At 60.6% G+C, this 24,225-nt stretch carries 20 protein-coding genes; 4 read left to right on the top strand and 16 right to left on the bottom strand.

Features of this window, described 5'->3' with window-relative positions; all coding sequences use genetic code 11:
• Window positions 1-3 precede the first annotated feature (3 nt).
• Genes ACRRQW_RS19190 through ACRRQW_RS19155 form a run of 8 tightly spaced genes read right to left on the bottom strand, consistent with a single transcriptional unit; the run spans window position 4 to window position 10,053 of the window.
• Window positions 4-1,719 (bottom strand): sulfite reductase subunit alpha, encoded by a 1,716-nt coding sequence (locus ACRRQW_RS19190; RefSeq protein ID WP_438483237.1) that lies wholly within the window; start codon window positions 1,717-1,719, stop codon window positions 4-6.
• Entirely contained in the window at window positions 1,716-3,560 is a 1,845-nt protein-coding gene (locus ACRRQW_RS19185) for a NirA family protein (RefSeq protein ID WP_438483236.1), read from the bottom strand. Before ACRRQW_RS19185 ends, ACRRQW_RS19190 begins: the two co-directional genes overlap by 4 nt.
• 8 nt (window positions 3,561-3,568) lie before the next feature.
• Window positions 3,569-5,086 (bottom strand): alginate export family protein, encoded by a 1,518-nt coding sequence (locus ACRRQW_RS19180; protein WP_438483235.1) that lies wholly within the window; start codon window positions 5,084-5,086, stop codon window positions 3,569-3,571.
• A 27-nt stretch (window positions 5,087-5,113) separates the two neighbouring features.
• On the bottom strand, window positions 5,114-5,992 hold the full coding sequence (locus tag ACRRQW_RS19175; RefSeq protein ID WP_438483234.1) for an ABC transporter ATP-binding protein: 879 nt from the start codon (window positions 5,990-5,992) through the stop codon (window positions 5,114-5,116).
• Window positions 5,989-6,888, bottom strand: coding sequence for an ABC transporter ATP-binding protein (locus ACRRQW_RS19170; protein ID WP_438483233.1), 900 nt, complete (start codon window positions 6,886-6,888; stop codon window positions 5,989-5,991). The genes ACRRQW_RS19175 and ACRRQW_RS19170 overlap by 4 nt, the downstream gene beginning before the upstream one ends.
• Before the next feature lie 6 nt (window positions 6,889-6,894).
• Complete coding sequence (gene ntrB / locus ACRRQW_RS19165; RefSeq protein WP_438483232.1) at window positions 6,895-7,680, bottom strand: nitrate ABC transporter permease; 786 nt, start codon at window positions 7,678-7,680, stop codon at window positions 6,895-6,897.
• A gap of 32 nt (window positions 7,681-7,712) precedes the next feature.
• A complete protein-coding gene (locus ACRRQW_RS19160) occupies window positions 7,713-9,011 on the bottom strand; it encodes a CmpA/NrtA family ABC transporter substrate-binding protein (RefSeq protein ID WP_438483231.1) in 1,299 nt (432 codons plus the stop codon).
• Window positions 8,962-10,053, bottom strand: a complete 1,092-nt coding sequence (locus tag ACRRQW_RS19155) for a CmpA/NrtA family ABC transporter substrate-binding protein (protein WP_438483230.1) — start codon at window positions 10,051-10,053, stop codon at window positions 8,962-8,964. The genes ACRRQW_RS19160 and ACRRQW_RS19155 overlap by 50 nt, the downstream gene beginning before the upstream one ends.
• Before the next feature lie 124 nt (window positions 10,054-10,177).
• Between ACRRQW_RS19155 and ACRRQW_RS19150 the strand changes: the two genes are divergently transcribed.
• The gene (locus ACRRQW_RS19150; protein ID WP_438483229.1) at window positions 10,178-11,089 is read left to right on the top strand and encodes a LysR family transcriptional regulator; all 912 of its coding nucleotides are present in this window, start codon (window positions 10,178-10,180) and stop codon (window positions 11,087-11,089) included.
• A gap of 48 nt (window positions 11,090-11,137) precedes the next feature.
• Window positions 11,138-12,652: a hypothetical protein gene (locus ACRRQW_RS19145; protein WP_438483228.1), complete on the top strand. Its 1,515-nt coding sequence runs from the start codon at window positions 11,138-11,140 to the stop codon at window positions 12,650-12,652.
• 75 nt (window positions 12,653-12,727) lie between these two features.
• Here ACRRQW_RS19145 and ACRRQW_RS19140 read toward each other — a convergent pair whose 3' ends face one another.
• Window positions 12,728-13,249: a peptidylprolyl isomerase gene (locus ACRRQW_RS19140; protein WP_438483227.1), complete on the bottom strand. Its 522-nt coding sequence runs from the start codon at window positions 13,247-13,249 to the stop codon at window positions 12,728-12,730.
• Between the two features lie 144 nt (window positions 13,250-13,393).
• Between ACRRQW_RS19140 and ACRRQW_RS19135 the strand changes: the two genes are divergently transcribed.
• Window positions 13,394-14,047 (top strand): 3-keto-disaccharide hydrolase, encoded by a 654-nt coding sequence (locus tag ACRRQW_RS19135; RefSeq protein ID WP_438483226.1) that lies wholly within the window; start codon window positions 13,394-13,396, stop codon window positions 14,045-14,047.
• A gap of 278 nt (window positions 14,048-14,325) precedes the next feature.
• Here the strand turns inward: ACRRQW_RS19135 and ACRRQW_RS19130 are convergent, their stop codons facing one another.
• A complete protein-coding gene (locus ACRRQW_RS19130; RefSeq protein ID WP_438483225.1) occupies window positions 14,326-15,867 on the bottom strand; it encodes a TolC family protein in 1,542 nt (513 codons plus the stop codon).
• A 289-nt stretch (window positions 15,868-16,156) separates the two neighbouring features.
• Here ACRRQW_RS19130 and ACRRQW_RS19125 point away from each other — a divergent pair, with 289 nt between their 5' ends.
• The gene (locus tag ACRRQW_RS19125) at window positions 16,157-17,089 is read left to right on the top strand and encodes a DUF4394 domain-containing protein (protein WP_438483224.1); all 933 of its coding nucleotides are present in this window, start codon (window positions 16,157-16,159) and stop codon (window positions 17,087-17,089) included.
• A 63-nt stretch (window positions 17,090-17,152) separates the two neighbouring features.
• Here ACRRQW_RS19125 and ACRRQW_RS19120 read toward each other — a convergent pair whose 3' ends face one another.
• The 6 genes from ACRRQW_RS19120 to ACRRQW_RS19095 form a co-directional block, all read right to left on the bottom strand.
• Entirely contained in the window at window positions 17,153-17,599 is a 447-nt protein-coding gene (locus ACRRQW_RS19120) for an FtsX-like permease family protein (protein WP_438483223.1), read from the bottom strand.
• 81 nt (window positions 17,600-17,680) lie between these two features.
• A complete protein-coding gene (locus ACRRQW_RS19115) occupies window positions 17,681-18,073 on the bottom strand; it encodes a YciI family protein (RefSeq protein WP_438483222.1) in 393 nt (130 codons plus the stop codon).
• A gap of 1 nt (window position 18,074) precedes the next feature.
• Complete coding sequence (locus ACRRQW_RS19110; RefSeq protein ID WP_438483221.1) at window positions 18,075-18,737, bottom strand: hypothetical protein; 663 nt, start codon at window positions 18,735-18,737, stop codon at window positions 18,075-18,077.
• An 11-nt stretch (window positions 18,738-18,748) separates the two neighbouring features.
• Window positions 18,749-21,142: an ABC transporter permease gene (locus ACRRQW_RS19105; protein ID WP_438483220.1), complete on the bottom strand. Its 2,394-nt coding sequence runs from the start codon at window positions 21,140-21,142 to the stop codon at window positions 18,749-18,751.
• Window positions 21,143-21,168: 26 nt separating this feature from the next.
• A complete protein-coding gene (locus ACRRQW_RS19100; protein ID WP_438483219.1) occupies window positions 21,169-21,753 on the bottom strand; it encodes a hypothetical protein in 585 nt (194 codons plus the stop codon).
• 11 nt (window positions 21,754-21,764) lie between these two features.
• Complete coding sequence (locus ACRRQW_RS19095; RefSeq protein ID WP_438483218.1) at window positions 21,765-24,185, bottom strand: ABC transporter permease; 2,421 nt, start codon at window positions 24,183-24,185, stop codon at window positions 21,765-21,767.
• Window positions 24,186-24,225: the final 40 nt, after the last annotated feature.

Here is a 24,225-nt window from a genome sequence, read left to right as displayed (position 1 = left end):
CGTTCAATATACGTCGCGCGCGTAACGTTTGGCGGCCTTCAGCGCCTGCACGTAAGCCGCGGCGGACTCGGGGGATTTTTTGCCAGCTTTTTCGATGACTTGGTGCAGCGCGGCATCGACATCCTTCGCCATGCGCGAAGCGTCGCCGCAGACGTAGAGGTGCGCGCCGGCTTCGAGCCACGCGAAAAATTCCGCCGCGTGTTCGAGCATGCGGTGCTGCACGTAAATTTTTTCCGCCTGATCGCGTGAGAACGCCAGGTCGAACCGCGTGATCAGCCCGCTTTCCTCCATGCCGAGTAATTCCTCGCGATAAAGAAAATCGCTCGCTGCTTTCTGGTCGCCGAAGAACAGCCAGTTTTTTCCTGTCGCCCGCGTGGCGCGTCGCTCGTGGAGAAATGCGCGGAACGGTGCCACGCCCGTGCCCGGGCCGATCATGATCATGGATTTCGCGCCGTCGGCGGGCGGACGGAATGCGGGGTTGGTGTGGACAAACACGCCCACTTTACCGGCCGCGAGCGCGCGCTCGGCGAGAAAAGTGGAGCAAGTGCCTTTGCGGAAGCGGCCGTCCTTGTCGTAGCGCACGGTGCCGACGGTAAGATGCACCTGACCAGCGTGGGCTTTCGGCGACGAAGAAATGGAATAGAGGCGCGGTTGGATTTTTTTTAACCGCGTGACAAGTTCGCCGGGCGCTGGTTTGGCCGGGAGCGCAACGAGTGCATCGATCACGTGATGCGGCTTGGTCGTGGTGTCCGCGCCACCGGCAATTGCCGGCGCGAGCGCGAGGAGTTCCGCCGAAGGTTTTCCGAGGTCGTAATATTCGGTCAGCGCGCGGCGAAACGGCAATTCGCCCTGCGGAGTGTTGACCGCCTCTTCGCCGTCGCAGCCGAGCGCGGCAAGCACCTCAGCCACAAGCGCGGGGCAATTGTGCGGCACGACGCCGAGCGCGTCGCCGGCGGCGTAGCTCAAACCGGAACCTTCGAGGGAAAGTTCGACGTGATTCACTTCTTTGGCGGACCCCTCGCCATTGAGTGGGCGCACGGTGAGCACCGCGGCGGGGAAAGGATTTTTTTTCGAATGCGCGGTGACGTCGACGGGCGCCGTTTCGATTTCGAATTTTCGATGTTCGGTCGGAGCGGAGCCAAGCGCGGCGAGCGCGGCATCGAGCCATTTCGTGAAAGCTTCCTCGTAATCGAGGTCGCAGTCGACGCGGGGAGAAACCCGCGTGGCGCCGAGGCGTTCGAGCGCGGCGTCGAAGTCTTTTCCGCACTGACAGAATTGTGCGTAGTTAGTGTCGCCGAGCGAGCAGACAGAAAATCGAATGGACGTTAGCGGTCGGTCGCCGGCGGCGAGGAGCGCGGCGTGAAGGGCTTTGGCATTGTCGGGTGGTTCGCCGTCACCGTAGGTGCTCGTGAGCACGAGCAAGTTTTTCTCGGCGGAGAGTTTGGCGAGATCGGTCTGGGCCATGTCGAGCACGGTTGGGGCGAATCCGCGTTTGCCTGCTTCCTTGGCGATTTTTTTTGCGAGTCCTTCGGCGGTGCCGGTCTGCGAGCCGAAGAGGATCGTGAGCGGAGCCAGCGCCGTGGCGGGAAGCATCTGGCTTCCGGCGGCGGATGTTGAGGTGGCGCGGGAAAAGACGCCGGCGAGAAAGCCGTTGAGCCACGCGCGTTGCTCGGGTGAGAACGGCGCGGTGTCCGGAATGAGCGGGACGAGTTGGTTCATGAGGAAAGCATCTCCTGGATTTCTTTCACGCTGTGGCGGCGGCTCCATTGCACGAAGCTTTCGCCGGCGGACCGGCGGTCGCGGTAGGTGCTGAGCACTTTTTCCACGAGCGAAGGCAGTTCGTCCGCGCCGACTCCACGGAAAATCTCCCGCGCGATGCCTTGCTCGTGATCCATCCCGCCGCCGAGCACAACGTGGTAACCCTCGCGGCCATCGGCGAGTTTGGTGGCGATGCCGCCGATGTCGCCGCAGTAATGCTGAGCGCACGAATGGTTGCAGCCGGTGAGGTGAAGGTTGACCGGCTGGTCGAGGCCGGGATCGCGTTTGCGCAGGTGTCCCATGATGGCACGCGCGTGGCTCTTGGTGTCGGCGGCGGCGTATTTGCAACCTTGGTTGCCGGTGCAGGCGATCACGCAGCCCGCGGCGGTGTGCGCGTCCGTGAAAAATCCGAGACTTTGCGCGGCGCGGTTGAGCGTCGCGACGAAGGCATCAGGCACGTGCGGGATTACGATGCTCTGCCACACCGTGAGACGGAGTTCGCCGCGACCGTAGTGAGTGGCGAGGTCGGCGAGGCGGCGCATTTGCTTCACGCTCATGCTGCCTACGGGCACACCGATGCCGACGTAGTTGAGGCCAGTTTGACTTTGTTTATAAGTGCCGAGGTGGCCGTGCTTGATGACGGGGCGGCGGGGTTCAGCGATCGCGCGTGGCGCGTAGATGAGAGGGAAGGCGAGTTTCTTCTGGGTTTCTTCAAGGAAACGCGGAAAGCCGCCCCACTTTTCGAGCAAGTATTTGAGGCGCGCTTTTTTCCGGTCGGTGCGATCGCCGTGTTCACGGAAAACCCGCACCATCGCGGCGGCGACGGGCACGAGTTCCGATGGTTTCAACAACAGGCCGGTGTCGCGGGCGAAATCCTTGTGGCCGGTGATGCCGCCGACTTCAGTTCGGAAATAAATTCCGGGTTGAATCTCGGATTTTGAATTGGAGATTTCGACAGTGGAAAGCGCGGCGAGCGATTTTTCGGTGATGCGGACGGCGAAGAAACCGATGTCGTTGGTGTCGACGGCGGACGAGATGGCGCCGCCGGAATCGAAGGCGATGTTGAACTTGCGCGGCAGGCCGTAGAGGTCGCGGTGATTCAGGATATAGTGATGCAGCGCGTGCGCGTAGGGCCGCACGTCGATCAACTCGTCGCGGTCGAAGCCACTCGTGGGCGTGGCGGTGACGTTCCGAATGTTGTCTGCGCCCGAACCGCGCGAGGTGAGGCCGAGATTCTGCACGCACGTGAGGGCGTGGACGATAGCGCGCGGACGCAATTCGCGGAGCTGAAGGTTTGCTCGCGTGGTGATGTCGGCGCGCCCGTTGCCGCATTCTTCGGCGAGGCTGGCGAGGCCGCGCAGTTGGTGCGCGGAGATTTCCCCGGCGGGAATGCGCAGGCGCATCATGAAACTGTCCTGCGCGGGCGCGACGTAGAACAAACCGTGGAATTTGAAACGGAACGTATCCGCTTCGTCGGGAAATTTGTCCGCCGCCGCGTGGGCGACCATTTTTTCCCAGACGTCGAGGCCGTTTTCCTCGTGTTTCCAGCGCTCTGGTTTCGAGAGATCGGCGAGCGGGGCGCCGAAAATCGTGTCTTCGGCTGGCGGCGCGGCGAAGTTTTCCGATGACGAGGCAGTGGCCTGACCGGTGAGTTGTCCGCTGGCCGTGTGTCCGACAAATACGCCACTCGCGGCTGCTCCGGCCATGAACCCCTGCAAATATTCTTTTTGCTCGGGCGTGAAAGCGCCGTCCTTCGCTAGAGCGACAGAGGGCGGGCCGGGATGCTTAAATGCGTCGGACATTGGCTCGCTCAGAGATTCAGAGTGAGCTGGACGTAGCAGTAACTCGCGTCTTTGGAGCCGACGGCGGCGAGCGATTGTTTGATGTAGTCGCCGCGGAAATAATGCGACATGCCGACTTCGAGCTGCGCGTAGGTGGTAAACGTCCAGCCTGCGACGAGATCGATCTCGGTGCCGAGCGTGCGACTGTAGGTGGGATTGATGCGATAGCCGCCGCCGCTGCCGACGGCGGCGCCGGCAAAGTTACGCGGCACACCGGCGACGTTATACCAGAAATCCGTAGGGCGATCGAGAAACTGGAAATGCAACTCAGCGGCGAGGCTGATGTTGGCTTTCGGTTTAGCGGTGTAGGCCAGGCGGAGATCGTGGAGATTTTGCAGACTGTTCAAATCCATGTAGCCGTAGTGCAGGTGAGTCGTGGCAAAGAGATTTTGAAAGGTGCCGCTCTTCGCATCGGCGGAATTTTTGTCGCCCGACGCGTAACTGTAGAGCAGCGCGAGGCGCGGTTGCCACGCGTGTTCCGTCCACGTGTAGCCGGCCTGCAACACGGCGGCAAAAGCGTCCTGGTCGAGACGCGGCGCAGCGAGCGCGGCGGCCACAGTGGTCGCGGGAAACACCGCCGTGCGACTGCCGAACTGGTGCATGACTTCGACGCCGTAGTCCCACGCGTTGTAGGCGAGTGGCTTGGATTTCACACGGAGGCCGGCGGTGTAGAGATCTTGCGCGCCGGGAAAACGAAATGGCGCCGCGACGCCACTCCAGTTATCGGTGGCGATGCCGCGCGCGACGTTGCGCGCGAGCAGGTAGGCTTCGACGATTTCGTTTTTCGCGAGGGTCGGAAAATTGAAATACGCGCCCGAAAAACGATCCTGCGAGTTGGAGCGGTTGAGATTGCGATGGTCGTTATAGACGAGGCCTCCCGTCCACACATCGACGCCGAAGATAGCGTTTTGCCAGCGGACTTTCGTCGCGTCGAAGGTGCGCGCGCCATTGTTCCAACGGAGATGTCCGACGAGGCGCTGGTCGCCGTAAACGAGTTCTTGGCGACCGAGTTTGAGGGAAACCGGAAACTCCTTGTGGTTGCCGACAAAGACGTAGGCTTGGTGCGCATCGAGGGCGCCGTCGCGTTCTGGGAGGCCCTGGCCGGCGGTGGTGGCGTTGAAGCGTTCGTCGCCGTAGGAATAACTCGACCGGCCTTCGACCAGAAACGCCCATTTTTTAGCGGTGTAACCGACGCGCGGCAGAAGGCGGAGCAATTCGTAGTGGTTGTTATTGTCGTCCTGCGGGCGTTGAGAGAAATCCCAATTCGATCCCGCGTCGGTGAAGCCGGCGTCGTCCTTGGCTTCGTGACGCACGCGCACGTTTACGCCGATGTCCCATGCGCTGAGGTAAACGTCGCGGGTGCGAATTTTTTCGTTGAGGACACCGGGAAATGGCCGTGCGGGTGGTGGCGGCACGTATTGGGAAAATGCGGGAGCAGCAGAGAGCAGCAACGCGGCGAGCGCGGTGGCGCGAGTGAATGAGTTCATGGTGTGCAGGTTGGTCGTGGATGAAAATCAGACGGCGGTCAGCGCACTGAGAAAGCGTTTGAGCGGCGAATGCTTGGCGGGCGGTTTCACCTCAGGGGTGGAAGGAGGGCTGGGCGGACGAGTGGGACGGTGGTGGGAACGTTCTTCGAGAAAACCGATCAATTCCTCGCGCAGACGGTAATACTCGGGATCTTCGAGGAGTTGTTTGCGCGAGCGCGGGCGGGGGAATTTCACCTCGACAATTTCGCCGACGGTGGCGGCGGGCCCGCTGGTCATCATCACGATGCGGTCGGAGAGAAAAAGCGCTTCGTCGACGTCGTGCGTGACCATGAGCGCGGTCTTCTGATCTTTTTGCCAGAGATCGATAAGAACTTGCTGGAGTTCGACGCGCGTCAGGGAATCGAGCATGCCAAACGGTTCGTCGAGCAGCAGCATTTTCGGCGAGAGGGCAAATGCCCGGGCGATGCCGCAACGTTGGCGCATGCCCTGGGAAAGTTCGGCGGGTTTTTTGTGCAGTGCGTCGCCGAGACCGACGACCGTGAGGTAATACTCGGCGATCTGTTGGCGCTCTTCGCGGTCGGCGGTGTAGTAAACCTGGTCGACCCCGAGCATCACGTTTTCAAACGCCGTCAACCATGGGAGCAGGCAAGGCGCCTGGAAAACGACGCCGCGATCCGGCCCCGCTCCGGTGACTTCCTTGCCGGAGAGCACGATCGCGCCCGCGCTGATTTCGGTCAGCCCGGCGACCATCGAGAGCACGGTGGATTTGCCGCAGCCCGAGTGGCCGATCAGCGAGATGAATTCGCCTTTACGGATCCGGAGGTCGAAATTTTCGACGATGACGGCGGGGCCTTTCGGAGTGTCGTAAATTTTACCGAGCTGGGAAATTTCGAGAAACGATTTCATGAATGGAGCGAGACTTCCTCTTCACGGATCTCGTTCGGGCGGAGCGGGCGGCTGCGGTCGGTGCGCGGGAGGTCGAGATTTTCCGGGAGGATGTCGGGGAGGATTAATTTGGCGCGGACGGTGGCGGCTTTGCGCCGCTCGCCGTAGCCGAGCAACTCGGATGTGATGACCGCGCGCAGGCGTTTGAACTCGGGATCGTGATTAAGCGCTTTGCGGTCACGCGGGCGCGGCAGCGAAACGGTGAACGACGGCCCGAGTGTCGCGCCGGGCCCGGGCGTGAGCGGGATGATGCGGTCGGCGAGCAGGAGCGCTTCGTCGACGTCGTTGGTGATAAGGACGACGGTCTTTTTATCTTTTTCCCAAATGCGTTCGAATTCGTCCTGCAGCGTCGCGCGCGTGAGCGCATCAAGGGCGGAGAGCGGTTCGTCGAGGAGGAGAATTTGCGGATCCATCGCGAGTGCGCGAGCGACGGACACGCGCTGGCGCTGGCCGCCGGAAAGTTCGCGCGGGAGTTTGTGCGCATGCGGAGTGAGGGTGACAGTGGCGATGGCGGTCGCGGCGATCTGGCGGCGTTTTTCCAGCGCGTGATTGGGGAACACCTGGTCGACGGCGAGACGGATGTTCTCCGTGACGGTGAGCCACGGGAGGAGCGAGTAGTTTTGAAACACCACGCCTCGGTCGGGCCCGGGGGCGGTGATTTCAAGGTCGTTGAGTTTTACGCGGCCCGAGTCGGGCCGGGTCAATCCGGCGATGAGCGAGATCAGCGTGGTTTTCCCCGAGCCAGAATAGCCGACGATGGCGACAAACTCGCCGCGCCCGATGCTTAGGTTGATGTCAGCGAGGACCGGCGGGCCGCCGAAGCCTTTGGTGACGTGAGTGAGTTCGAGGAAAGCCATGGTGCGTCAGGCTGACTTAAAGCGGCGCTCGAGCAGGCTCATCAGGCGGTCGAGGCCAAAGCCGACGAAGCCGATGGTGATAATCGAAAGAATGATGTGCTCGTAGATGAGCGCGTTGTATTCCTGCCAAAGAAAGCCGCCCGCGCCGGGACGACCGGTGAGCATTTCCGCCGCGACGATCGCGAGCCACGCGATGCCGAGCGACAGACGGAAGCCCGTGAACATGTAAGGCAGGGTCGCGGGGATGAGGATTTTGGTGAGCGTCTTCCAGCGCGAGAGTTTCAGCACGCGGCCCACGTTGAGAAAATCCTGCGGCACGGCGCGCACGCCGACGGCGGTGTTGAGCACGGTCGGCCACATCGCGCAAATCGCGATGGTGAACAACGCGCCGTAAGTGCCCGCTTCCTTGCCCGCGTTCATGAACAAAACGAGGCCGAGCGGCAGCCACGCGAGGGGTGAGACGGGGCGTAAGATCTGGATGATCGGGTCGAAGATTTTGGTAAACGTCTTCGAGAGCCCGAGAAAAAATCCGATCGGCGTGCCGACGAGCAGCGCGAGGCCGTAGCCTTGCGCGACGAGGACGAGCGAATACCACGTGAAGCGCAGGATGCCTTGATCCATCTCGCCGCGTTTGGCGAAGGGCGACAGCACATACTCGCGACTCGCCTCCCACGTCTTGGTCGGCGAGGGCAGATTGCTCGCCCACGTGGCGCTGGAAAAGCTCCACAGTGCGAGCACGATGGCGAAGCCGACGAGCGGAAGGATGAGCCAATCGAGTTTGAAGTTTTTCATAGTGACGAAGGTGGCGAGCGGGCGCGGGGCGATTAGCCCTTGAGGTTTTTAACGGCGAAGCCGGTGGCGTAGGCTTCGGGATTCGCGGGGTCGAATGTGATGCCGTCGAAAAGCGTTTCAGCGGATGTGTCGGCGCCGCCGTGGGCGTAACCGATTTCCTTCATCGCTTCCTCGTAGAGATCGGCGCGCATCACGCGCTTCGCGACACCCTCGTAATCTGGCGTGCCGGTGACCATGCCCCAGCGGCGGTATTGCGAGAGGAACCACTTGGCATATTTTGCCTGCGGGTAATTGCAGTTCCGTTTACTGAAATGCATGTAGAACTGATCGTCGGTTTTTCGACCGTCACCGTAGTCGAGTTTTCCCTGTAAACGACCAAGGATGATTTCCTTTTGGCAATTGATGTAGGTGGCTTTGGATACGATGTCGCATTGCTCGGGACGGTTGGCCAGGTCGTCGAGCCACACGCTCGCTTCATGCAAGGCCTTGAGCACGGCCTTCACGGTCTTGGGATTTTTTTCGGCGAACTCTTCAGTGAAGGCGCAGACTTTTTCCGGATGATCTTTCCAGATGTCCTGCGTGGTGACGGCGGTAAAACCGATGTTGTCGTTGATCGAGCGCGCGTTCCAAGGTTCGCCGACGCAGAAGCCGTCCATTTTGCCGATCTTCATGTTGGCGACCATTTGCGGCGGCGGGACGGTGATGAGGCTGATGTCCTTGTCGGGATTCACGCCGCCGGCGGCGAGGTAGTATCGGATCCACATCGCGTGAGTGCCCGGCGGAAACGTCTGCGCGAACGTGAGTGGCTCGCCGAGTTTGTTGGCTTGATCGACGAACGGTTTGAGCGCTTTCGGATCAGCCCCGACTTTGCCTTTCCACTCGGCCTTGAGCGTGATCGCCTGACCGTTGCGGTTGAGCAACCACGGGATGACCATCGGTTTTTTCGGCGAACCGGCGAGGCCCATGGTCGAGGCGAGCGGCATGCCGAGCAGCATGTGGGTGGCTTGGATCGAGCCGGTGGAGAGATTGTCGCGGATGGCGGCCCAGTTGGCGCCTTTCGTCACGGTGGAGTTGATGCCGTATTTTTTAAAAAGCCCTTTTTCGTGCGCGATGACGATGGGTGAACAATCGGTCAACGCGATCATGCCGAAGTTAATGTTCGGCGTCTCCGGTGCGTCGGAGGCTGCCCCGGCGGTGGCGGCCCAGCTGCGGTTGCCGAGCGCGGCCCAGAGTGCGGCGGTGCCGGCGAGCGTGGCGCTGCGCGTGAGAAATTGGCGGCGGTTAAGCGGGAACGAATGTCCCGCCGGGGAGCTTGGCTTTGGTGTGGGCATGGTAGTCGAGTTGGGCGGTGGCTTCGCGATACAAGTCCTCGCGAAAAAGACGGCGGGGTAAATTAGGTGCGGCGAGCGATCGTGGCAGCAGCCCGGAGGCGACGAGTTCGGCTTGCAGCGCGGTGGCGCGCGCAAGGGTCGGCGCGCTGGCGTCACCGCGGCTGAACACGTGAAAATCGGGCACGTCTTCCACCCGACTGCGGTTGCTGCTGAAACGTCCGAGCAGAGCTGGGGCAATCAGTTTGGCCGACAGGTTGAGGTAGAGCGGCGAAGCGAGCATGTCTGCGAGTTGCGAGCGGTGGGTGGGCTCATCGCACCACGCCGCAGAGTCGGTGATGGCCGCGATCAGCCCCGCGTGTTCTGTCGGATGAGTGTGCGCAAACGAGGCGCGCACCATCAGGACTTTTTCGACGTGGCCGGGCGAGAGCGTGGTGCTCCACGCCGGGCACCAGCCTTCGTCTTCGCGCACCGCGACCGTGTTCCAAGGTTCACCGACGCAGTAGCCGTCGAGCGTGCCGGCGGCGAGATTGCGAAACATCTGGGCGGGCGGCACAACGACGATGCGCACATCACGCTCCGGGTCGAGGCGGGCGGCGCGCAGCCATTGGCGCAGCAGCAAATGGTGGCTCGAAAAAGGAAACACGATGCCGAGCGTCAGCTTCTTTTCGCCGCGACGGCGGAGCGCCTCATCGCGAAAAGTTGCGGCATCGATTACGCCGTGCGCCCGCAGGCGCTTGGATAGCGTGATAGCGTTGCCGTGCAGGTTAATCACCACGCCCGTGCAGACGTCGGTCGCTGCGCAATCGCGGCCGAGTTGCGCCGCCCACAACATCGGCGCGGGCGCATGCACTGCTTCGAGTTCACCGAAAATTAATTTATCGCGGATGGTGGCCCAGCCGACTTCACGGCAGAGGTGCACGCGCACGCCGTAGTGCGCGAAAAAGCCCAGTTCCTGTGCGGCAATCAGCGGCGCGGCGTCGGTCAGCGGGAGAAAGCCGAGCCGCAGCGTGCGCAGCGAGGAAATGGTTTGGGCCAAAGGCATGGGAAATGTCTGCCCGAGATAAAGCCGGTGATATGCCACTACGCCGCCTTGGCGTGATTAATGCTTCTCAAAGAATTCATACAATCGATGAATCCCATTCATACTAGAAAAGGAGTGAGTCGAGGTGAGTAACGCGGTTTTTGACACCCGACACCTCCTAGCTTTCTCCGCGCTGGCGCGCTTGGGGAGCTTCACGCAGGCAGCGCAGGAACTTTTCCTTACGCAGAGCGCGGTGAGCCACGCGATCAAGGCCCTGGAGGAGCAGGTAGGCTGCCGGTTGTTCGAGCGCGCCGGCCGAAGTGTCAGCCTCACCCATGCGGGTGAACAGCTTCAGCGAAGCGTGGAGAAGATTCTTGCCGAGATGCGCGCGGCGCGGAGTGGGCTCGATGAGTTGTCACGCTGGGGACATGGGCGCCTGCGTCTGGGGGCCAGCACCACGGCGTGCCAATATATTCTTCCGACCGTGCTGCGGGAGTTTAAGCAGAGTTTTCCGAAGTGCGTGATCTCGATCGACCCGGGCGATCACGCACGGCAAACCGAATTGCTGCTGAATAATCGCATCGATCTCGCGCTGATGCTGGAGCCGGAAACGACGAAGGAACTGGCGTTCGTGCCGTTGTTCACCGACGAGATGCGTTATCTCGTCTCACCGACGCACAGCTGGGCGCGGGCCGGGCACGTGCAACGCGACACGTTTGCAAGCGAAACGCTGATTCTCTATAACCAGACGAGTTACACGTTTCGGTTGGTGAAAGAATATTTCCAAACCGAGGGCGTGCCACTCGCGAACTTTCTCGAACTCGGCAGCATGGACGCGATCAAAGAACTCGTGAAGATCGGCCTCGGTGTCGGTGTGCTCGCGCCGTGGGTCGCGAAAGGAGAGATCGCCAGCGGCGCGTTGGTGTCGTTGCCGCTTGGTCGACGGAAACTGCGGCGGCGTTGGGGCGTGGCTTACCACAAAGGCCGCCGGCTCTCGCTCGGGGAAGAGACGTTCGTCGGGTTATGCCAGACAGTGACGACGGACTTTTCGGCATGATTTTTTTTGCTGCGCTTGTGCAGGGTGAAAACAGTGCTGACTGATCGCATGCAAACGTCGTTACGGGTCACGGTCTTGTTTCTGTTGTTATCCATGCCCGCATTGGCGGCGAAGTGGATGCGGTTAGAGTCACCTCACTTCACCATGCTGAGTGACGCCAGTGAAAACGCCTCCCGGGAGTTGCTCGAAGAACTGGAGAATTTCCGTTTTGCTTTCTTGAAATTTACTGGCGTTGAACCGGTGATGCCGATTCGCCCAACGGTTGTTTTATTTGGAAGCGAAGCCGAATTTCAGCGCTACGTGCCTCTTTATAACGGGAAGAAAAAACGAGGTGTAGCTGGCTATTTCCGTGGCACGGAGGTGAACGCTTTCGTGGTTTTGTCGTTGGGAGCAAACTCTGACCACGCAAAATCCGTTATTTATCACGAGTATGTGCACTCGCTCTATCACGAAATTGATTGGAAACCCCCGCTCTGGTTTAACGAGGGAACCGCTGAGCTCTTTTCGACGTTCGAGACGAAGCGCGGTTTTTCATTTTTGGGAAAAGCTCCGCCGTGGACTGTGGCACAATTGAGACAAACGCGTTTGATGCCTTTGTCCCAGCTCTTCTCGATTAACACGGCATCGGCGGATTATCATCAGGACGGTCTGGCGCGGTCATTATTCTATGCGCAATCGTGGGGACTGGCTCATTTTTTAATTTGTAACCAAAACCAGAACTGGCGGCAGCAGTTGAATCACTATCTTGCGACTGAAGGGGTGAGCGGGATGAGCGATGTGAACCAATTCGCCTCTGCGATGGGCGTATCAATTCCTCAACTGGAAAAATTATTGAATGACCATGTTTACAGCGGTGGTTATTCGGTTTTCAAAGATGCGTTTGTAGATCGCGGGCTTAAGGAAAAAATTACCGTGCGGCCGGCGACCCCGGTTGAACAGGAATGTATTCTCGGGGTGGTGGATGCGACCAATCAGCCTGCCGGCCAAGCGGCATTTGCGTTGATCCGATTGCAAGAACGGTATCCGCGGGAGGCGCTGGCTTTCGAAATGGATGCAATGTTGGCGTTGAGCGAAGGTGACGAGCGCCGGGCCGGAGATAAACTGCGGCGCGTGGTCGAAATGGGATCTGCCAGTGCGCGAGTGCATTGGTTTTTGGCGGAGGATCTGATTAAGAGATGGCTGACTGAGCAGATTTCGGCGCGAAAGCGCATCGGCGAATCCACCGCGACAGAGCTGAGGCTGCTATTGCATCAGGTGACGAAACTATCGCCGTCATCGCTCGAGGCGTGGGAAGCCCTAGCTCGCACCGAGGCCTTTTCACCCGAACCTGAAGCTTCTACTTTGATCGAAATCGAGAGACAAGCATTGCGGTCACCGAATGATCCTCTCGCGGCACAAATGCGAATGCTTGTGGGATTTGGTTGGAAAAGAAAGGGTGACCAGGAAAAGGCGCGGGTGATCACAAATGCAGTCGCGGAATCATTCGTCGCTGCGAAAAGCACCAAGACACTTAATCGCTTGCTGATGGGTGAGCTCCTCACTGACGCGAACCGACTGCGCTGATACCGGATACGCGTCGAAAAAAAAGCCCGCTACCGTTGGGGCGCGGGCTTGGTCAATTTAACCGGCCTTCTCAGCTCAGGCCTTCTCGACAATCTTCACGCTTTCGAGGGCGACGCGTTCGATCGGCGTGCTTTTTTCGCCGCCGCCGCCGGATTTTGTCGGGACGTTCGCGAGTTGCTCGAGGACGCCGTCGCCCGCGATGATTTGGCCAAACGCGGTGTATTGACGGTCGAGGAATTTGGCGTCGCCGTGGACGAGGAAGAATTGCGAGCCGGCTGAATCAGGATGGGCTGAACGCGCCATCGAGATGACACCGCGAACGTGCGACTTGGCGTTGAACTCGGCTTTGACCTTGTAGCCGGGGCCACCGGTGCCAGGCATCCCGGTTTCGCCGGCCTTCGTATTCGGGCATCCGCCCTGGATCATGAAACCTTTGATGATGCGATGAAACGCAGTGCCATCATAAAAACCCTCGCGGGCAAGTTTCTTGAAATTTTCGACCGTCTTCGGCGCGACATCGGGCCAGAAAGCGATCGTGATCTCGCCGTAGCTCGTTTTAAGGACAGCGACTTCGTTGGAGGCGTTGGGAGTGCTCATGGGAGGATTAACAAGAAGCGCCGCTCGCGTAGTCGCAAGGCACAAAAATCCGGGGACACTTCACCCGGCCGGTGCTCGGCCTGCGGCATGATTCTGTCCGGCTGCAACGTTGACCTCCGGGGCTAATCTCAGCAGTGTCACCCCATGAAATCATGGAAATGGTGGTGCGTGGTCGTGGGGCTTACCGTCAGTGGCCAGATAAGCGCGGCGGAGCCACAAAAGATCACCGCACTGGAGCGCTCGCAGGGATGGCAGATGTTGTTTGATGGAAAGTCGCTCGTCGATTGGCGCGGCTATCAGCAAAATAAAGTTCCGAAAAACTGGCGCGTGGTGGACGGTTCGCTCGTGACGAGTGGCGGCACGCCGCTGGTAACGGAAAAAGAATTTGGCGACTTTGAATTGCTGTTCGACTGGAAGGTCAGTGAAGGCGGTAGCGCGGAAGTTTTTTTTCGCGTCGATGAAGAAGTCGATTTGCCGGGCAACTCCGGGCCGGTGATGAAACTCGCGGGCGAAGGCGTCGAGATGGGCAGTAATGGATTTGCCTCGCCGACGCGGAAAGTGACTTTGCAGAACGATGTGTGGTATCGCACCAAAATCGTCGTGTTCGGTAACCAAGTGGACTATCTCGACGGCAGTGATCGCATCGCGTCGTTCATGATCGATTCGGCAGATTGGCGCGCGGCGGTCGCGGGTAGTCTGCTTAAGCAGTTTAAGGAATTTGGAAAATTGCGCGGTGGCCGCGTGGTGATTTCCGGCACGAACGCGACGTTTCGGAATATCAAGATTAAGAAACTCTGAACACTGCGTGAGCAGGATTCTGCTTATTTAACCACGAATGGACACGAAGTGACACGAATGAAGGAACCTCCCTCGGTCGCTTTTGACTGTTCCTCATTCGTGTGAATTCGTGTCCATTCGTGGTTGAACTGGATTGAATCGGTTGGGCGCGCATTATTGCGATTTGCTCGGCGCCGGGGATTTTTCCGTGGTGCTTGCTGAGGAAAAAAAGCAGGGGCGGCTTCTTGCGAAACCGCCCCTTGGGGGATGTAACTACTGACGAAATTTTCTCGTAACGCTTACTTGGGCGTTTCGATCGTGATGTTCAATTTCTCAAGCGTGACGCCAAGCTGGCGGTCATAGTCGGCGAGCGCTTTGTGGTAATCGGATTGCGCGCGCGACGCGCTGACTTCGAGACTCGAAAGAATTTCCTGCTGCTGAAGCACGAAGAACGTGCTGCTTTGGCCGGCGCGCAGGCGCTTTACTTCGGCGTCAAGTGTGTTTTGCGCGAGGTCGCGCGCTTGGCGGGTGGCTTGAATGCGTTTTTGCGTCGTGACGATCTGGTCGGCGGCGTTGCCGACCCGGACGACGATGTCTTGCTCGACTTGTTCGACGGTGGTCTCGGATTGGCGTTGCTGAAGTTTCGCGGCGCGGGCGCGACCGCGTTCGGTCGTGAAGGTGAGCGGCACTGAAACGACGACGCCCCAACTGTAGGCGCGATACTCCTCTTCACGGATTTGCTGGCGACTCGTGCGGAGGTCGCGATCGTAACCGCTGTAGCCGTAGCTGCCGACGAGATCGACGCGCGGGAGAAGTTGGTTGCGTTGGAAGCGGGCGTTGACGGTGTCGCGTTTGAGGGCGAGTTGAGCTTGCTGGTAGTCAGGGCGTTTTTGGAGCGCGAGACGGAAGTCGGCAGCAGCGTCGACGACGACGATCGGCGCGAGTGGCGGGGGTTCGATCTGGATGCGATCCTGAAGCAGGGTGGGAGTTTTTTCGTCGGTGATGAGCTGCTTTAAGGCGTTTTCGGAGACACGAACGGAGCGCTCGGCGAAGAGAATGCTTTCCTCGCGGTTGGCGACGCGGGAGCGCGCGGAGTCGACGTCGAATTGGGACATGCTGCCGACGCGGAAACGTTTTTCGTTTTCACTGAGCAAACTGGCCGCGAGTTCACGGGAACGGACGGCGCTGCGCAGGTTGGCGTAGGCGAAGTTGAGGTCGTTGTAGGCGAAGATCACGGCGGTGATGGTATCGATCACGTCGGCGCGGAATTGCCACTGGCTGATGCCGCGATTGGCTTGAGCGATGCGAATCGAGGCGAGCGTGGAGCCAAAACCGAAATTGCGCAGCAGTGGTTGCGTGCCGGAAACACCCGCGAAGGTGTCGTAATTGTCAGGAGAAAGGGCGGTGCCGTTGAACGCGCCGCGCGTGTTGGTGGAGTTCGCCCCGAGGCGATACGTCATGCCCCACGGCAGCAGCCCACCGATACCGGCTTCGGCGTCATCGCTTTTCGAAAAATCCGGCACAGGCCGCAGGCCGGTGGTTGAATTGGTGAGCTGCGGGTCGAATCGTTCCGAGTAGCTGTAACTGCCGCTGAGCACGGGATCGAATTTCCCGAGCGCTTCCGTGACGCGAGCCGAAGCGATCGAGGCGTCGAAGCTGCTTACTTTGATCGAAAAATTCTTTGCGAGCGCGCGCTGGATGGCGTCGTTGAGATTGATGGTTTCCAGCGCGGAAGCCGAGATCGTGGTCGGGCTCACCTCGGTTGGAGCCGGCTGCGCAAAGCTTGCGACGATCAGAAAGGGGGAAAGAAAAAGGGCAAAAATGCGCCGTGACGTGAGCATGAGTGATTGAGTTGCCGCCCACTTTGCAACCCGCGTGCCAGAGATTGAGTTAAAAATAAAACGCTGTGGCGCAATGAATTGAGAATATGCCAGGGCGCTTGTGACCGCTCCGAACTTCATCGGCGGGATTACGGAATCCCGAAAATGGGAAGCGAACTCCAACAAAACACGAGAGCCCGCTCAATTTACTAGTTCATGAATTTGCAAAAATAATGCGTCCGCGCGCGCCGCGTGAACGTAAACCTCCTGAACGTTCATTCAAAAACCCACCACTAAGATCAGGATTCTCATGCATAAACACATCGTCAAGTTGGCCCTCGTTAGCGTTTTCAGTCTGGCCGCCGCTGCGGCTGGATTTGCCCAGACCGGTTACGGCGTCAATGCCGCCGGTGACTTGTTTAGCTTCAACCTTGCGACGCCTTCGTCGCAAACGACGATCGGTAATCTTGGCTTTACCCCGGTGGGCATCGATTTTCGTCCGGGCAGCAATTCTCTCTATGCACTGCAAGTGGGTGCAACGACGACGCAGCTCTACACCGTGAACTTGAGCACGGCAGCCGTGACCGCGGTGGGTTCGGGTTTCGCGTCGGTCGCAGGCGGCTACAATCTCGCGAGCGCGACATCGTTTGGTTTCGATTTCAACCCGCGCACCCTGCAAGGCGATCTCAGCGCGCGCATCCGGTTGACGACTAACTTGGGCGACAATCTCCGCCTGCATGACACGACGGGGGGACTGGCGGCGGAAGACGGCGACGTCAATGGCATCGTTGGCTCCCTGATCGGCGCCTCGGCCTACATCAACAGTAACACGCTTCAGGCTGCCGCGGGCACGCCGGCGACTGCGCTCTACAATATCGATTACGCGAATGATTTTCTCGTGCTCCAGAATCCTCCTAACAACGGCACGATCGCTAACGTCGGCTCGGGTCTTGGCGTGGATTTCGGCGCCAACATCGCCGGTGATATTTTCACGGTCGGTGGCGTAAACACGTTTTACGTGGTCAATACGGTGGGTGGAAACGCTTCGCTCTACACGGTCGATCTGACGACTGGCCTGGCGTCGTTTCAATCGATGATTGCGGGCGGCGACTTCACCGGCGGTTTCGCGGTGGCCGCGATTCCAGAACCCGCTGACTTTGCCGCCGCCGCAGCCGCCTTGATGCTCGGCGTCGCGATCTATCGTCGCAAACGCAACGCAACGAAAGCCACCGCGACCCTCTGATTTTGGTGTGGGTAGTTTTAGTTAAAAAGCGCCTTCGGAAATGAAGGCGCTTTTTTTGCGCCGTCACTCCGCGCGCAGGGCGATCATCGGATCCACGCGGGCCGCTCGTCTCGCGGGCAAACAGCACGCCAAACCGGCAACGATAGCGAATGTGACAATCGTCAGGAGATACGCCGCGGGATCGTGATTCGACACCTCGTGCAGTTGGCTTTGCAACAACCGCGTAACGGCGAACGCACTCGCGCACCCGACCGCGATGCCGAGGCACACGCGCCGCCCGCCTTCGCGCAGAATTAATTTCAGGATGTCCGCCTGCTGCGCGCCCAACGCAGCGAGCGCGCCAATTTCGCGGGTGCGACGCACGACTTGAAACGACAGCAGCCCGTAAAGCCCGATGGCCGAGAGAACCAATCCGAGTCCGCCAAAAAGCGTGACCAGCAAAAGCGCGAAACGATCCTGCGCATACGATTCTTCGACCATGCGGTCGAGCGTGCTGAATCCAATACCCACCACGAGAAAGCCAGGCCGAGAGTCATTAAGTCGTCCGCGTTTGATCTCGCGGCCGAGCACGTCCTGGCCCGGCCACAGACGTTATTTGGCCATCAAGGCGAGGCCATAGGGATGCAGCGTGGCGGTCATGACGCCCGCCGCGACGCAGGGATCGCCGTTCATGAACTCGCGCGCGGCGGTTTCGTTTGGCGCTTTGAAAATGATCAAGCCCATCGTCACCTCGAGCGCCTCCTCGGTGCGACCGGCGAGCAACACTTTTCCCTCGGCGACGCCGGCTTTGAGTCGTTGGAAATGTGCGCCGACGGTCGCGCGGTCTTCCTTCGTCCATGCTTTCTGGTCGTAGAGTCGCGGCACGAGTTTGAGCACAATAAGGAAATGTTTCGCCCCAACCGGAGATGGTGGCGGGGTGGCTGGCTCAGCGGCGAAAGTTGCACAAGTGAACGCGAGGCAGGCGAGGAGCAGGCTGAATTTCATGTCAGGGTGTAGTGAAAGAAATAGCTACGGGCGCTTTTTCAGCCGTGACGAGACGCACGACCTCGTAACGCCACGAGCCATCGGGCATCGCGCCCCACTTGGGATAATTGACCGAGCCGTTGCTCGCGAGCGGGCCCATCGCACCGCCCGTCTCATTGTCCCACGTGCCGAAGAGCATGGGCTCGCCGCGCGGATTTAAGACGAACCAATTGAGGCGTTTGCCGTCGGCGCGGAAGATTTCCAAGCGATGTTCGCCGACGGCGCGTGCAGTGAGTTCGGGGTCGTTCACGGCGAGCCGGTGCAGCGTGCGGTAAATATTCGCTTCCCACCAGCGGCGATCCTCTTCGATTTGTGCGGGCGTTGATTCACTCACGACGCCATCGCGGGAACGCCAGCCTTTGCCGTCGTCGATGGCGCGGCGCCGGTCGATCTGCGCGTTCTTCGCCTCAAAACGCACACGCGGGGCGGTGAAGTCGTTCCAAATTTTATTGGTGAACGGTTGCGCGAGCGCGAGATCGTCGTGGACAGCTTCGACGTGCGCGAATTTCACTTGCGACCACGCGGCGCGTCCGCCCATCGCCGTGAGGAAACGCTCCGCGCGTTCCTCGGCTGTTTCGGCCAGGGAAGTCGTTGCGAGAGCGAGCCACAGCAAAACTATTTTCATGGCACGTGAGGTTATTCGGCGCGTAACGCGATGATCGGATCGACTTTCGTCGCGCGCCGGGCGGGCAGGAGACAAGCGAGCAGGCCGACCGATCCGAGAATGAGTGGAATCAACACATACGTCAGCGGGTCGCGCGCGCCGACGCCGAAGAGGAGCGATTGCATCAGCCGCGCGGAGAATAGTGCCCCGACTACGCCGAGAATTACGCCGAGGCCGACCAAGCGCACGCCGTCGGCCAAGACGAGCGCGAGAATGTTGCCGCGCCCGGCCCCGATGGCGAGCCGCACGCCAAATTCGCGAGTGCGTTGCACGACGTTGTAGGCGATGACGCCGTAGAGTCCGATGATCGCGAGGGTGAGCGCCACCACGGCGAAAGTCGCGACGAGCAGCAGCGAGAAATAACGCTGACCGAGCGAATCCGTCACGAGTTGCTCCATGGTTTTTTGCGTGTGCACCGGTTGTTGCGGATCCACCGCGAGCACTTCGCGACGCATCGCGGCAGCGAGTATCAACGGATCGCCGCTCGCGCGAAGCACGAGCGCGAGACTTGGGAAGGAAAACTCGTGATACGGTTCGTAAGTCTGCACGGGCGTTTCCGCTTCGAGGCTGTCGATCTTCACATCGGCGACCACGCCGACGATTTCGCCCCAGCGCGGAGGATCGTCGAGCGCGATCTCGATGCGTTTGCCGACCGGATTTTCTACGCCCGGAAAAAATTTCCGCGCGAACGCCTGGTTGATGATGACGACGCGAGGGCTGCCCGGCACATCTTGCGAGGTGAATTGCCGGCCGCGCAGCAATGCGATGCCCATCGTGTTGAAATAATCCGGCGTGATGCCGCGGTAACGCGTGACCGGCGCGCTGCTGGGCGTGACGGCAGGCGCGCCTTCGATACGCATGATAAAGGTCGGCCCGCTGGTCAGGGGTGCGGCGTTGGTCACCGCGGCGGATTGCACACCGGGCAACGTGCCGAGGCGGCGAACAATTTCAGTGACGAATTGGCGCCGCTTTTCCGGCTCGGTGTAACGCGCGAGCGGCAGATCCACGCGCATTGTCATCACGCGCGAAGGATCGAAACCGGCATCGACTTGCTGCAAGCGATGAAAACTGCGGATGAGTAAACCGGAACAAATTAGCAGCATCACGGTGGCGGCGACTTGCAGCACCACGAGCGCGTTGCGCAGCCAGCCGCGTTTGCCAGTCGAGCCGTGGCCGCCGGCGCGCAGCGCGTCGGTGAGCTGCGTGCGCGAAGCCTGCCACGCGGGCACAAGCCCGCAGATCAGCCCGGTCAGCAGCGTCGCAGTCGACGTGACCGCAAGCACGCGCCAGTCGACGGAGACTTGCGCGAGGCGCGGAATATTGGCCGGAGCAAAGGCGAGCAAACCGTGTAACAACCATGCGCCGAGTAATGCGCCGACAATTCCGCCTGTGCCGAAAAGCGCCAGTGCTTCGATCACCAGTTGCCGCACGATGCGACCGCGCCCGGCGCCGAGCGCCGCACGCACGGCCATTTCGCGGCGCCGTGATGCGGCGCGTGCGAGCAGGAGATTGGTGACGTTGGCGCACGCGATAAGCAGCAGCGCGATCACTGAAGCGACGAGCACAAGCAGCGCGGGTTTGATCTGGCCCACGGCGTCTTGGAGCATCGGAAACGTCACGCAGGCCCAGTCGGCGTCGGTGTTAGCGTGGTCTTTGGCGTAGCGCGTGGTGAGCGCGGCGAGATCGGCCTGGGCCTGCTGCGCGGTGACGCCGGGTTTGAGCCGGCCCATCACTTGGAGATTATGGAGATCGCGGCGCGTGCGGTTGAAATCGTCTGGCGCGAAGGGCGCCCAGAGTTGAGATTTACCAGGGAAATTAAACTGATCGGGGGCAACGCCGATGACTTGGCGCGCGCGTCCGTTCAGTTGCAACGTGCGCCCCAACACATCGCGTGCTCCCCCGAAGCGCTGCTGCCACATCGTGTAGCTGATGATCACCGCGCCATCCTGGCCGGGTGCGAATTCATCCGCTTTGAAATCGCGCCCAATGACAGGATTGATTTTCAGCGTGCGAAGAAATCCATCGGTCACCGCCGCGCCTTCGATGCGCTCGGGCTCCGCACCCTCGGTGTAGAGGTTAAAATTATTCGTCTGCCACGCAGTGATGGTTTCGAACGTTTGGTTATCCGTGCGAACGGAAAAGAAACCGCCCGCGGCGTAGGGTGCCTTGGGAAAATTCTGACTGCGGTGATAAATCCGCATCAATTGTTCCGGCTGGTCGTAAGGCAGCGGGCGGAGCAGCACGCCGTTGATCACGGAAAAAATCGCCGTGTTCGCGCCGATGCCGAGCGCGAGGGTCAACACGGCGACGCAAGTAAAGTCCGGTGCTTTTAAGAGCTGCCGGAAAGCGTAACGAAGATCGTGCATGGTGGGGAGTGCGCGTGGCCCCAAGCTTAATTCGGTGGAAGCGGCCTCTGGAAAACGCTGCCGGCGTTGCGTCCGACGAGCCAATCATAGACCGGCTTGGCTTTGACGCCGCCTTGTTTCGCGCAGTGCAACAGGGTGAAACCGTGCGGCCCGGGAATCTCCTGCGCGTTGGGATTACCGACGAAGGCCGCTTTGACGAATTCCAATTGCCCGAGCATGGCGGCGGCGAAAACGTCGGGGCGGGCGTTTTTGCTCAGCAAATATTCCGCGATTTCACGCTGACCGGTGTGCGCGGCCGCTTGTAACGGGGTTTCGAAATCGCCGTTGCCCCAATCCCAACTCGCATTCACGAGCAGCGGGTGGCCTTCGACCAGCTCACGCACTTTATCGAGACTGCGGTGAGATTGGCCGACGACATTTTGCACCAACTCCGGTGCCAGCGCGGGTAATTTGGGGCGCTGGCTGGGTGTCGGTGCCGGTGAAGGCGCGGTGCCGCCGGTCGGATCGCCTTGCGGAGCGAAGAGCGGCGAAATGGCGGCGACCATCGGCGCGGCGGCGATGAGCTGCGCGGACGACAACAAAAAGAGCCGGCGGGTGAGTGGGGTTTTCATGGAATTAAAATTTAATCGCTGCGGAGTGCGACGAGTGGGTCGATGCGCGCTGCTTTGAGCGAAGGCAACAAGCATGCGACCAGCGCGATGAGCGCGAACAGCACGCTCACTCCACCGTAGAGCACAGGGTTGACTGGCTCCACGGAGAATAGCAACGAGCGGATCAAATATGAGGTGCCTGCCGCGGCGGCGAGACCGATGAACAGGCCGATGACGACGAGACGCATACCGTGTTTCAAAACCATCGAAACCACGTCCGAACGACTCGCACCGAGCGCCATGCGGATGCCGATTTCGCTCGTGCGTTGCGCGACACTGTAAGCGAGGACGCTATAGAGACCAATGGCCGTGAGCAGCAGTGCGACAGCCGCAAAAATTCCCGTGAGACTCGCGACGAGGCGTTGGAAACCGGTGTTGGTCGTCACGAGCGTTTGCATCGTATTGAAAAATGCCAGCGGTTGTTGCCGATCGATTTCAGCGACGGCAGTGCGGATGACCGCTTGCAACCCCGCCGGATCGCCCGTCGTGCGCACGATGACATTCGCGCCGGAGCGCGGCAGTTGGTAAAACGGATAATAGACGACATCCGGTGGCGGAGCGCCGAGGCCGTTCGAACGCACGTCGGCCACGATGCCCACGATCTCATGTTTCACGTCGGCGTCGCGGCCGCGCGTGAGCACTTTACCGAGGGCTGATTCGCCGGGAAAAATCCGTTTCGCAAACGATTCGTTGATGACGCACACGCCCGGCGTGCCGGTGCGGTCTTGCGTCGTGAACGTGCGGCCTTCGCGCAACGTGATTTGAAACGCCTGGAAAAATTCCGGCGTCACGGCTTGCAAGCTCGCGAGTGGACGTTCCGCGATCGGCAACACCGTCGTCCCGAAAATCGTGTAAGGTGCAATCGGCCCCCCGCCGAGCGGCACGGCCAGGGCGGCGGCGGCGTGCGTGACTTGCGGGTTGGCTTTGAGTCGTTCGAGCACGCGCTCGTGAAACTCGGCTTGTTGCACGGGCGTGCGGTAACGTTCGACGGGCGCGTTGACGAACGCGTAGGCGATGCCCTCGGGATTGATGCCGGACGGCGTTTTTTGCAGGCGCGCAAAACTTAACAACAGCAACGCCGAGCCGACGAGCAACACGACGGACAAACCCACTTCGGCCACGATGAGCACCGAGCGGAAACGCCCGCTGCGCGCGCCGCCGGGCGTGCCGCGGCCGGCATCCTTGAGCACGTCGGACAAGCCGAGACGCGACGCTTGCAGCGCGGGCACCAGCCCGACGGCGAGCGCGCTGAGCAGGCAAAGTGCGCCGGAGAAAGCGAGAGTCGGGCCGTTGAGCGCGAAGGTGGTGTTCGGGGCGAGTTGGTTGGCCGCGAGTTGTTCGACGCCGATAAGCCCGAGTTTGGCAAGCGCGAGTCCGAGCAGCGCGGCGCTGACCGCGAACAGGAGGCTTTCGAGCAGGAACTGGCGAATCAGGTGTTGCCGCGTCGCGCCAAGTGAGAGGCGCACGGCGATTTCTTTTTGCCGTGAGGAGAGGCGCGCGAGGAAAAGATTCGAGACGTTGGCGCACGCGATCAGCAGCACGGCGGCGACCGCGCCAAGGAGCATGCGGAGTGTCGGGCGGAGGTTGCCGGCGAGTTCCTCGGTGAGCGTGCGGAGTTCGATCGGGTTCTTCGCGTCGAGCCGGTCGGAAAATTCCGCGGCGTAGCGCTGATTGAGTTGCACGATTTGCTCGTTCGCTTGTTGAAACGAAACGCCCGGTTTGAGGCGGGCGGTGACTTGCAGGTAGGTTGCGCCGACGCGGACTTGGTCGACGTTGAGACCGGCGGGTTCTTGCACCCGATTCGTGAAGACGAGCGTGGTGGTGAACGGCGTGCCGAGTTGCGGCGGGAGCACGCCGGTGATGGTGTGCGGCAGGCCGTTCAAGTTGAGCATGTCGCCGTCGACATTTTCGCGACTGCCGAGGCGCGTTTGCCAGAACTCGTGGCTGATCACGACGGCGGGCGCGGCGCCGGGTTTATCTTCATCGAGGCTGAAAACGCGTCCGCGTGCCATCGGCACGCCGAGGGCTGGAAAGAAATCGCGCGTGACGCGCAGCCCGGTGATTTGTTCAGGCTCGCCGCCGTCGCGCACAAAGGCGAAGCCCGCGAACGCCGATGCGGCGAAGGCCGAGAACGCGGACTGGTGGTCGCGGATCAGTTCGTATTTTGGCAGCGAGAACGCCGGCCCGACGAAGTTCGTCGCGGGATTATTGGTCCACACGCGCACGAGCGCCGACGGTTCGGGAAACGCGTGCGGGCGCAGCACGAGTTTATCGAAAATGCTGAAAAGCGCAGTGTTTGCGCCCAGCGCGAGCGAGAGCGAGAGAATCGCGGCGCTGGTGACGAGCGGGGCTTTGAGGAGTTGGCGGACGGCGTAGGTGAGGTCGGAGAGCATGGGTTGTGTGTTCGTAGCAACCCGGGTGTTGGCTGTGTTG

The sequence above is a fragment of the Oleiharenicola lentus genome, from assembly GCF_051660365.1.
In the GTDB taxonomy this organism is placed as follows: domain Bacteria; phylum Verrucomicrobiota; class Verrucomicrobiia; order Opitutales; family Opitutaceae; genus Lacunisphaera; species Lacunisphaera lenta_A.
Note: the sequence above shows the minus strand (reverse complement) of the source record. Positions and strands in the feature narration are given on the sequence as shown.

Coding starts and splice junctions, on each gene's coding strand:
- ACRRQW_RS19190 (WP_438483237.1), bottom strand. CDS start 1,719: ATGAACCAACTCGTCCCGCTCATTCCGGACACCGCGCCGTTCTCACCC.
- ACRRQW_RS19185 (WP_438483236.1), bottom strand. CDS start 3,560: ATGTCCGACGCATTTAAGCATCCCGGCCCGCCCTCTGTCGCTCTAGCG.
- ACRRQW_RS19180 (WP_438483235.1), bottom strand. CDS start 5,086: ATGAACTCATTCACTCGCGCCACCGCGCTCGCCGCGTTGCTGCTCTCT.
- ACRRQW_RS19175 (WP_438483234.1), bottom strand. CDS start 5,992: ATGAAATCGTTTCTCGAAATTTCCCAGCTCGGTAAAATTTACGACACT.
- ACRRQW_RS19170 (WP_438483233.1), bottom strand. CDS start 6,888: ATGGCTTTCCTCGAACTCACTCACGTCACCAAAGGCTTCGGCGGCCCG.
- ntrB (WP_438483232.1), bottom strand. CDS start 7,680: ATGAAAAACTTCAAACTCGATTGGCTCATCCTTCCGCTCGTCGGCTTC.
- ACRRQW_RS19160 (WP_438483231.1), bottom strand. CDS start 9,011: ATGCCCACACCAAAGCCAAGCTCCCCGGCGGGACATTCGTTCCCGCTT.
- ACRRQW_RS19155 (WP_438483230.1), bottom strand. CDS start 10,053: ATGCCTTTGGCCCAAACCATTTCCTCGCTGCGCACGCTGCGGCTCGGC.
- ACRRQW_RS19145 (WP_438483228.1), top strand. CDS start 11,138: ATGCAAACGTCGTTACGGGTCACGGTCTTGTTTCTGTTGTTATCCATG.
- ACRRQW_RS19140 (WP_438483227.1), bottom strand. CDS start 13,249: ATGAGCACTCCCAACGCCTCCAACGAAGTCGCTGTCCTTAAAACGAGC.
- ACRRQW_RS19135 (WP_438483226.1), top strand. CDS start 13,394: ATGAAATCATGGAAATGGTGGTGCGTGGTCGTGGGGCTTACCGTCAGT.
- ACRRQW_RS19130 (WP_438483225.1), bottom strand. CDS start 15,867: ATGCTCACGTCACGGCGCATTTTTGCCCTTTTTCTTTCCCCCTTTCTG.
- ACRRQW_RS19125 (WP_438483224.1), top strand. CDS start 16,157: ATGCATAAACACATCGTCAAGTTGGCCCTCGTTAGCGTTTTCAGTCTG.
- ACRRQW_RS19115 (WP_438483222.1), bottom strand. CDS start 18,073: ATGAAATTCAGCCTGCTCCTCGCCTGCCTCGCGTTCACTTGTGCAACT.
- ACRRQW_RS19110 (WP_438483221.1), bottom strand. CDS start 18,737: ATGAAAATAGTTTTGCTGTGGCTCGCTCTCGCAACGACTTCCCTGGCC.
- ACRRQW_RS19105 (WP_438483220.1), bottom strand. CDS start 21,142: ATGCACGATCTTCGTTACGCTTTCCGGCAGCTCTTAAAAGCACCGGAC.
- ACRRQW_RS19100 (WP_438483219.1), bottom strand. CDS start 21,753: ATGAAAACCCCACTCACCCGCCGGCTCTTTTTGTTGTCGTCCGCGCAG.
- ACRRQW_RS19095 (WP_438483218.1), bottom strand. CDS start 24,185: ATGCTCTCCGACCTCACCTACGCCGTCCGCCAACTCCTCAAAGCCCCG.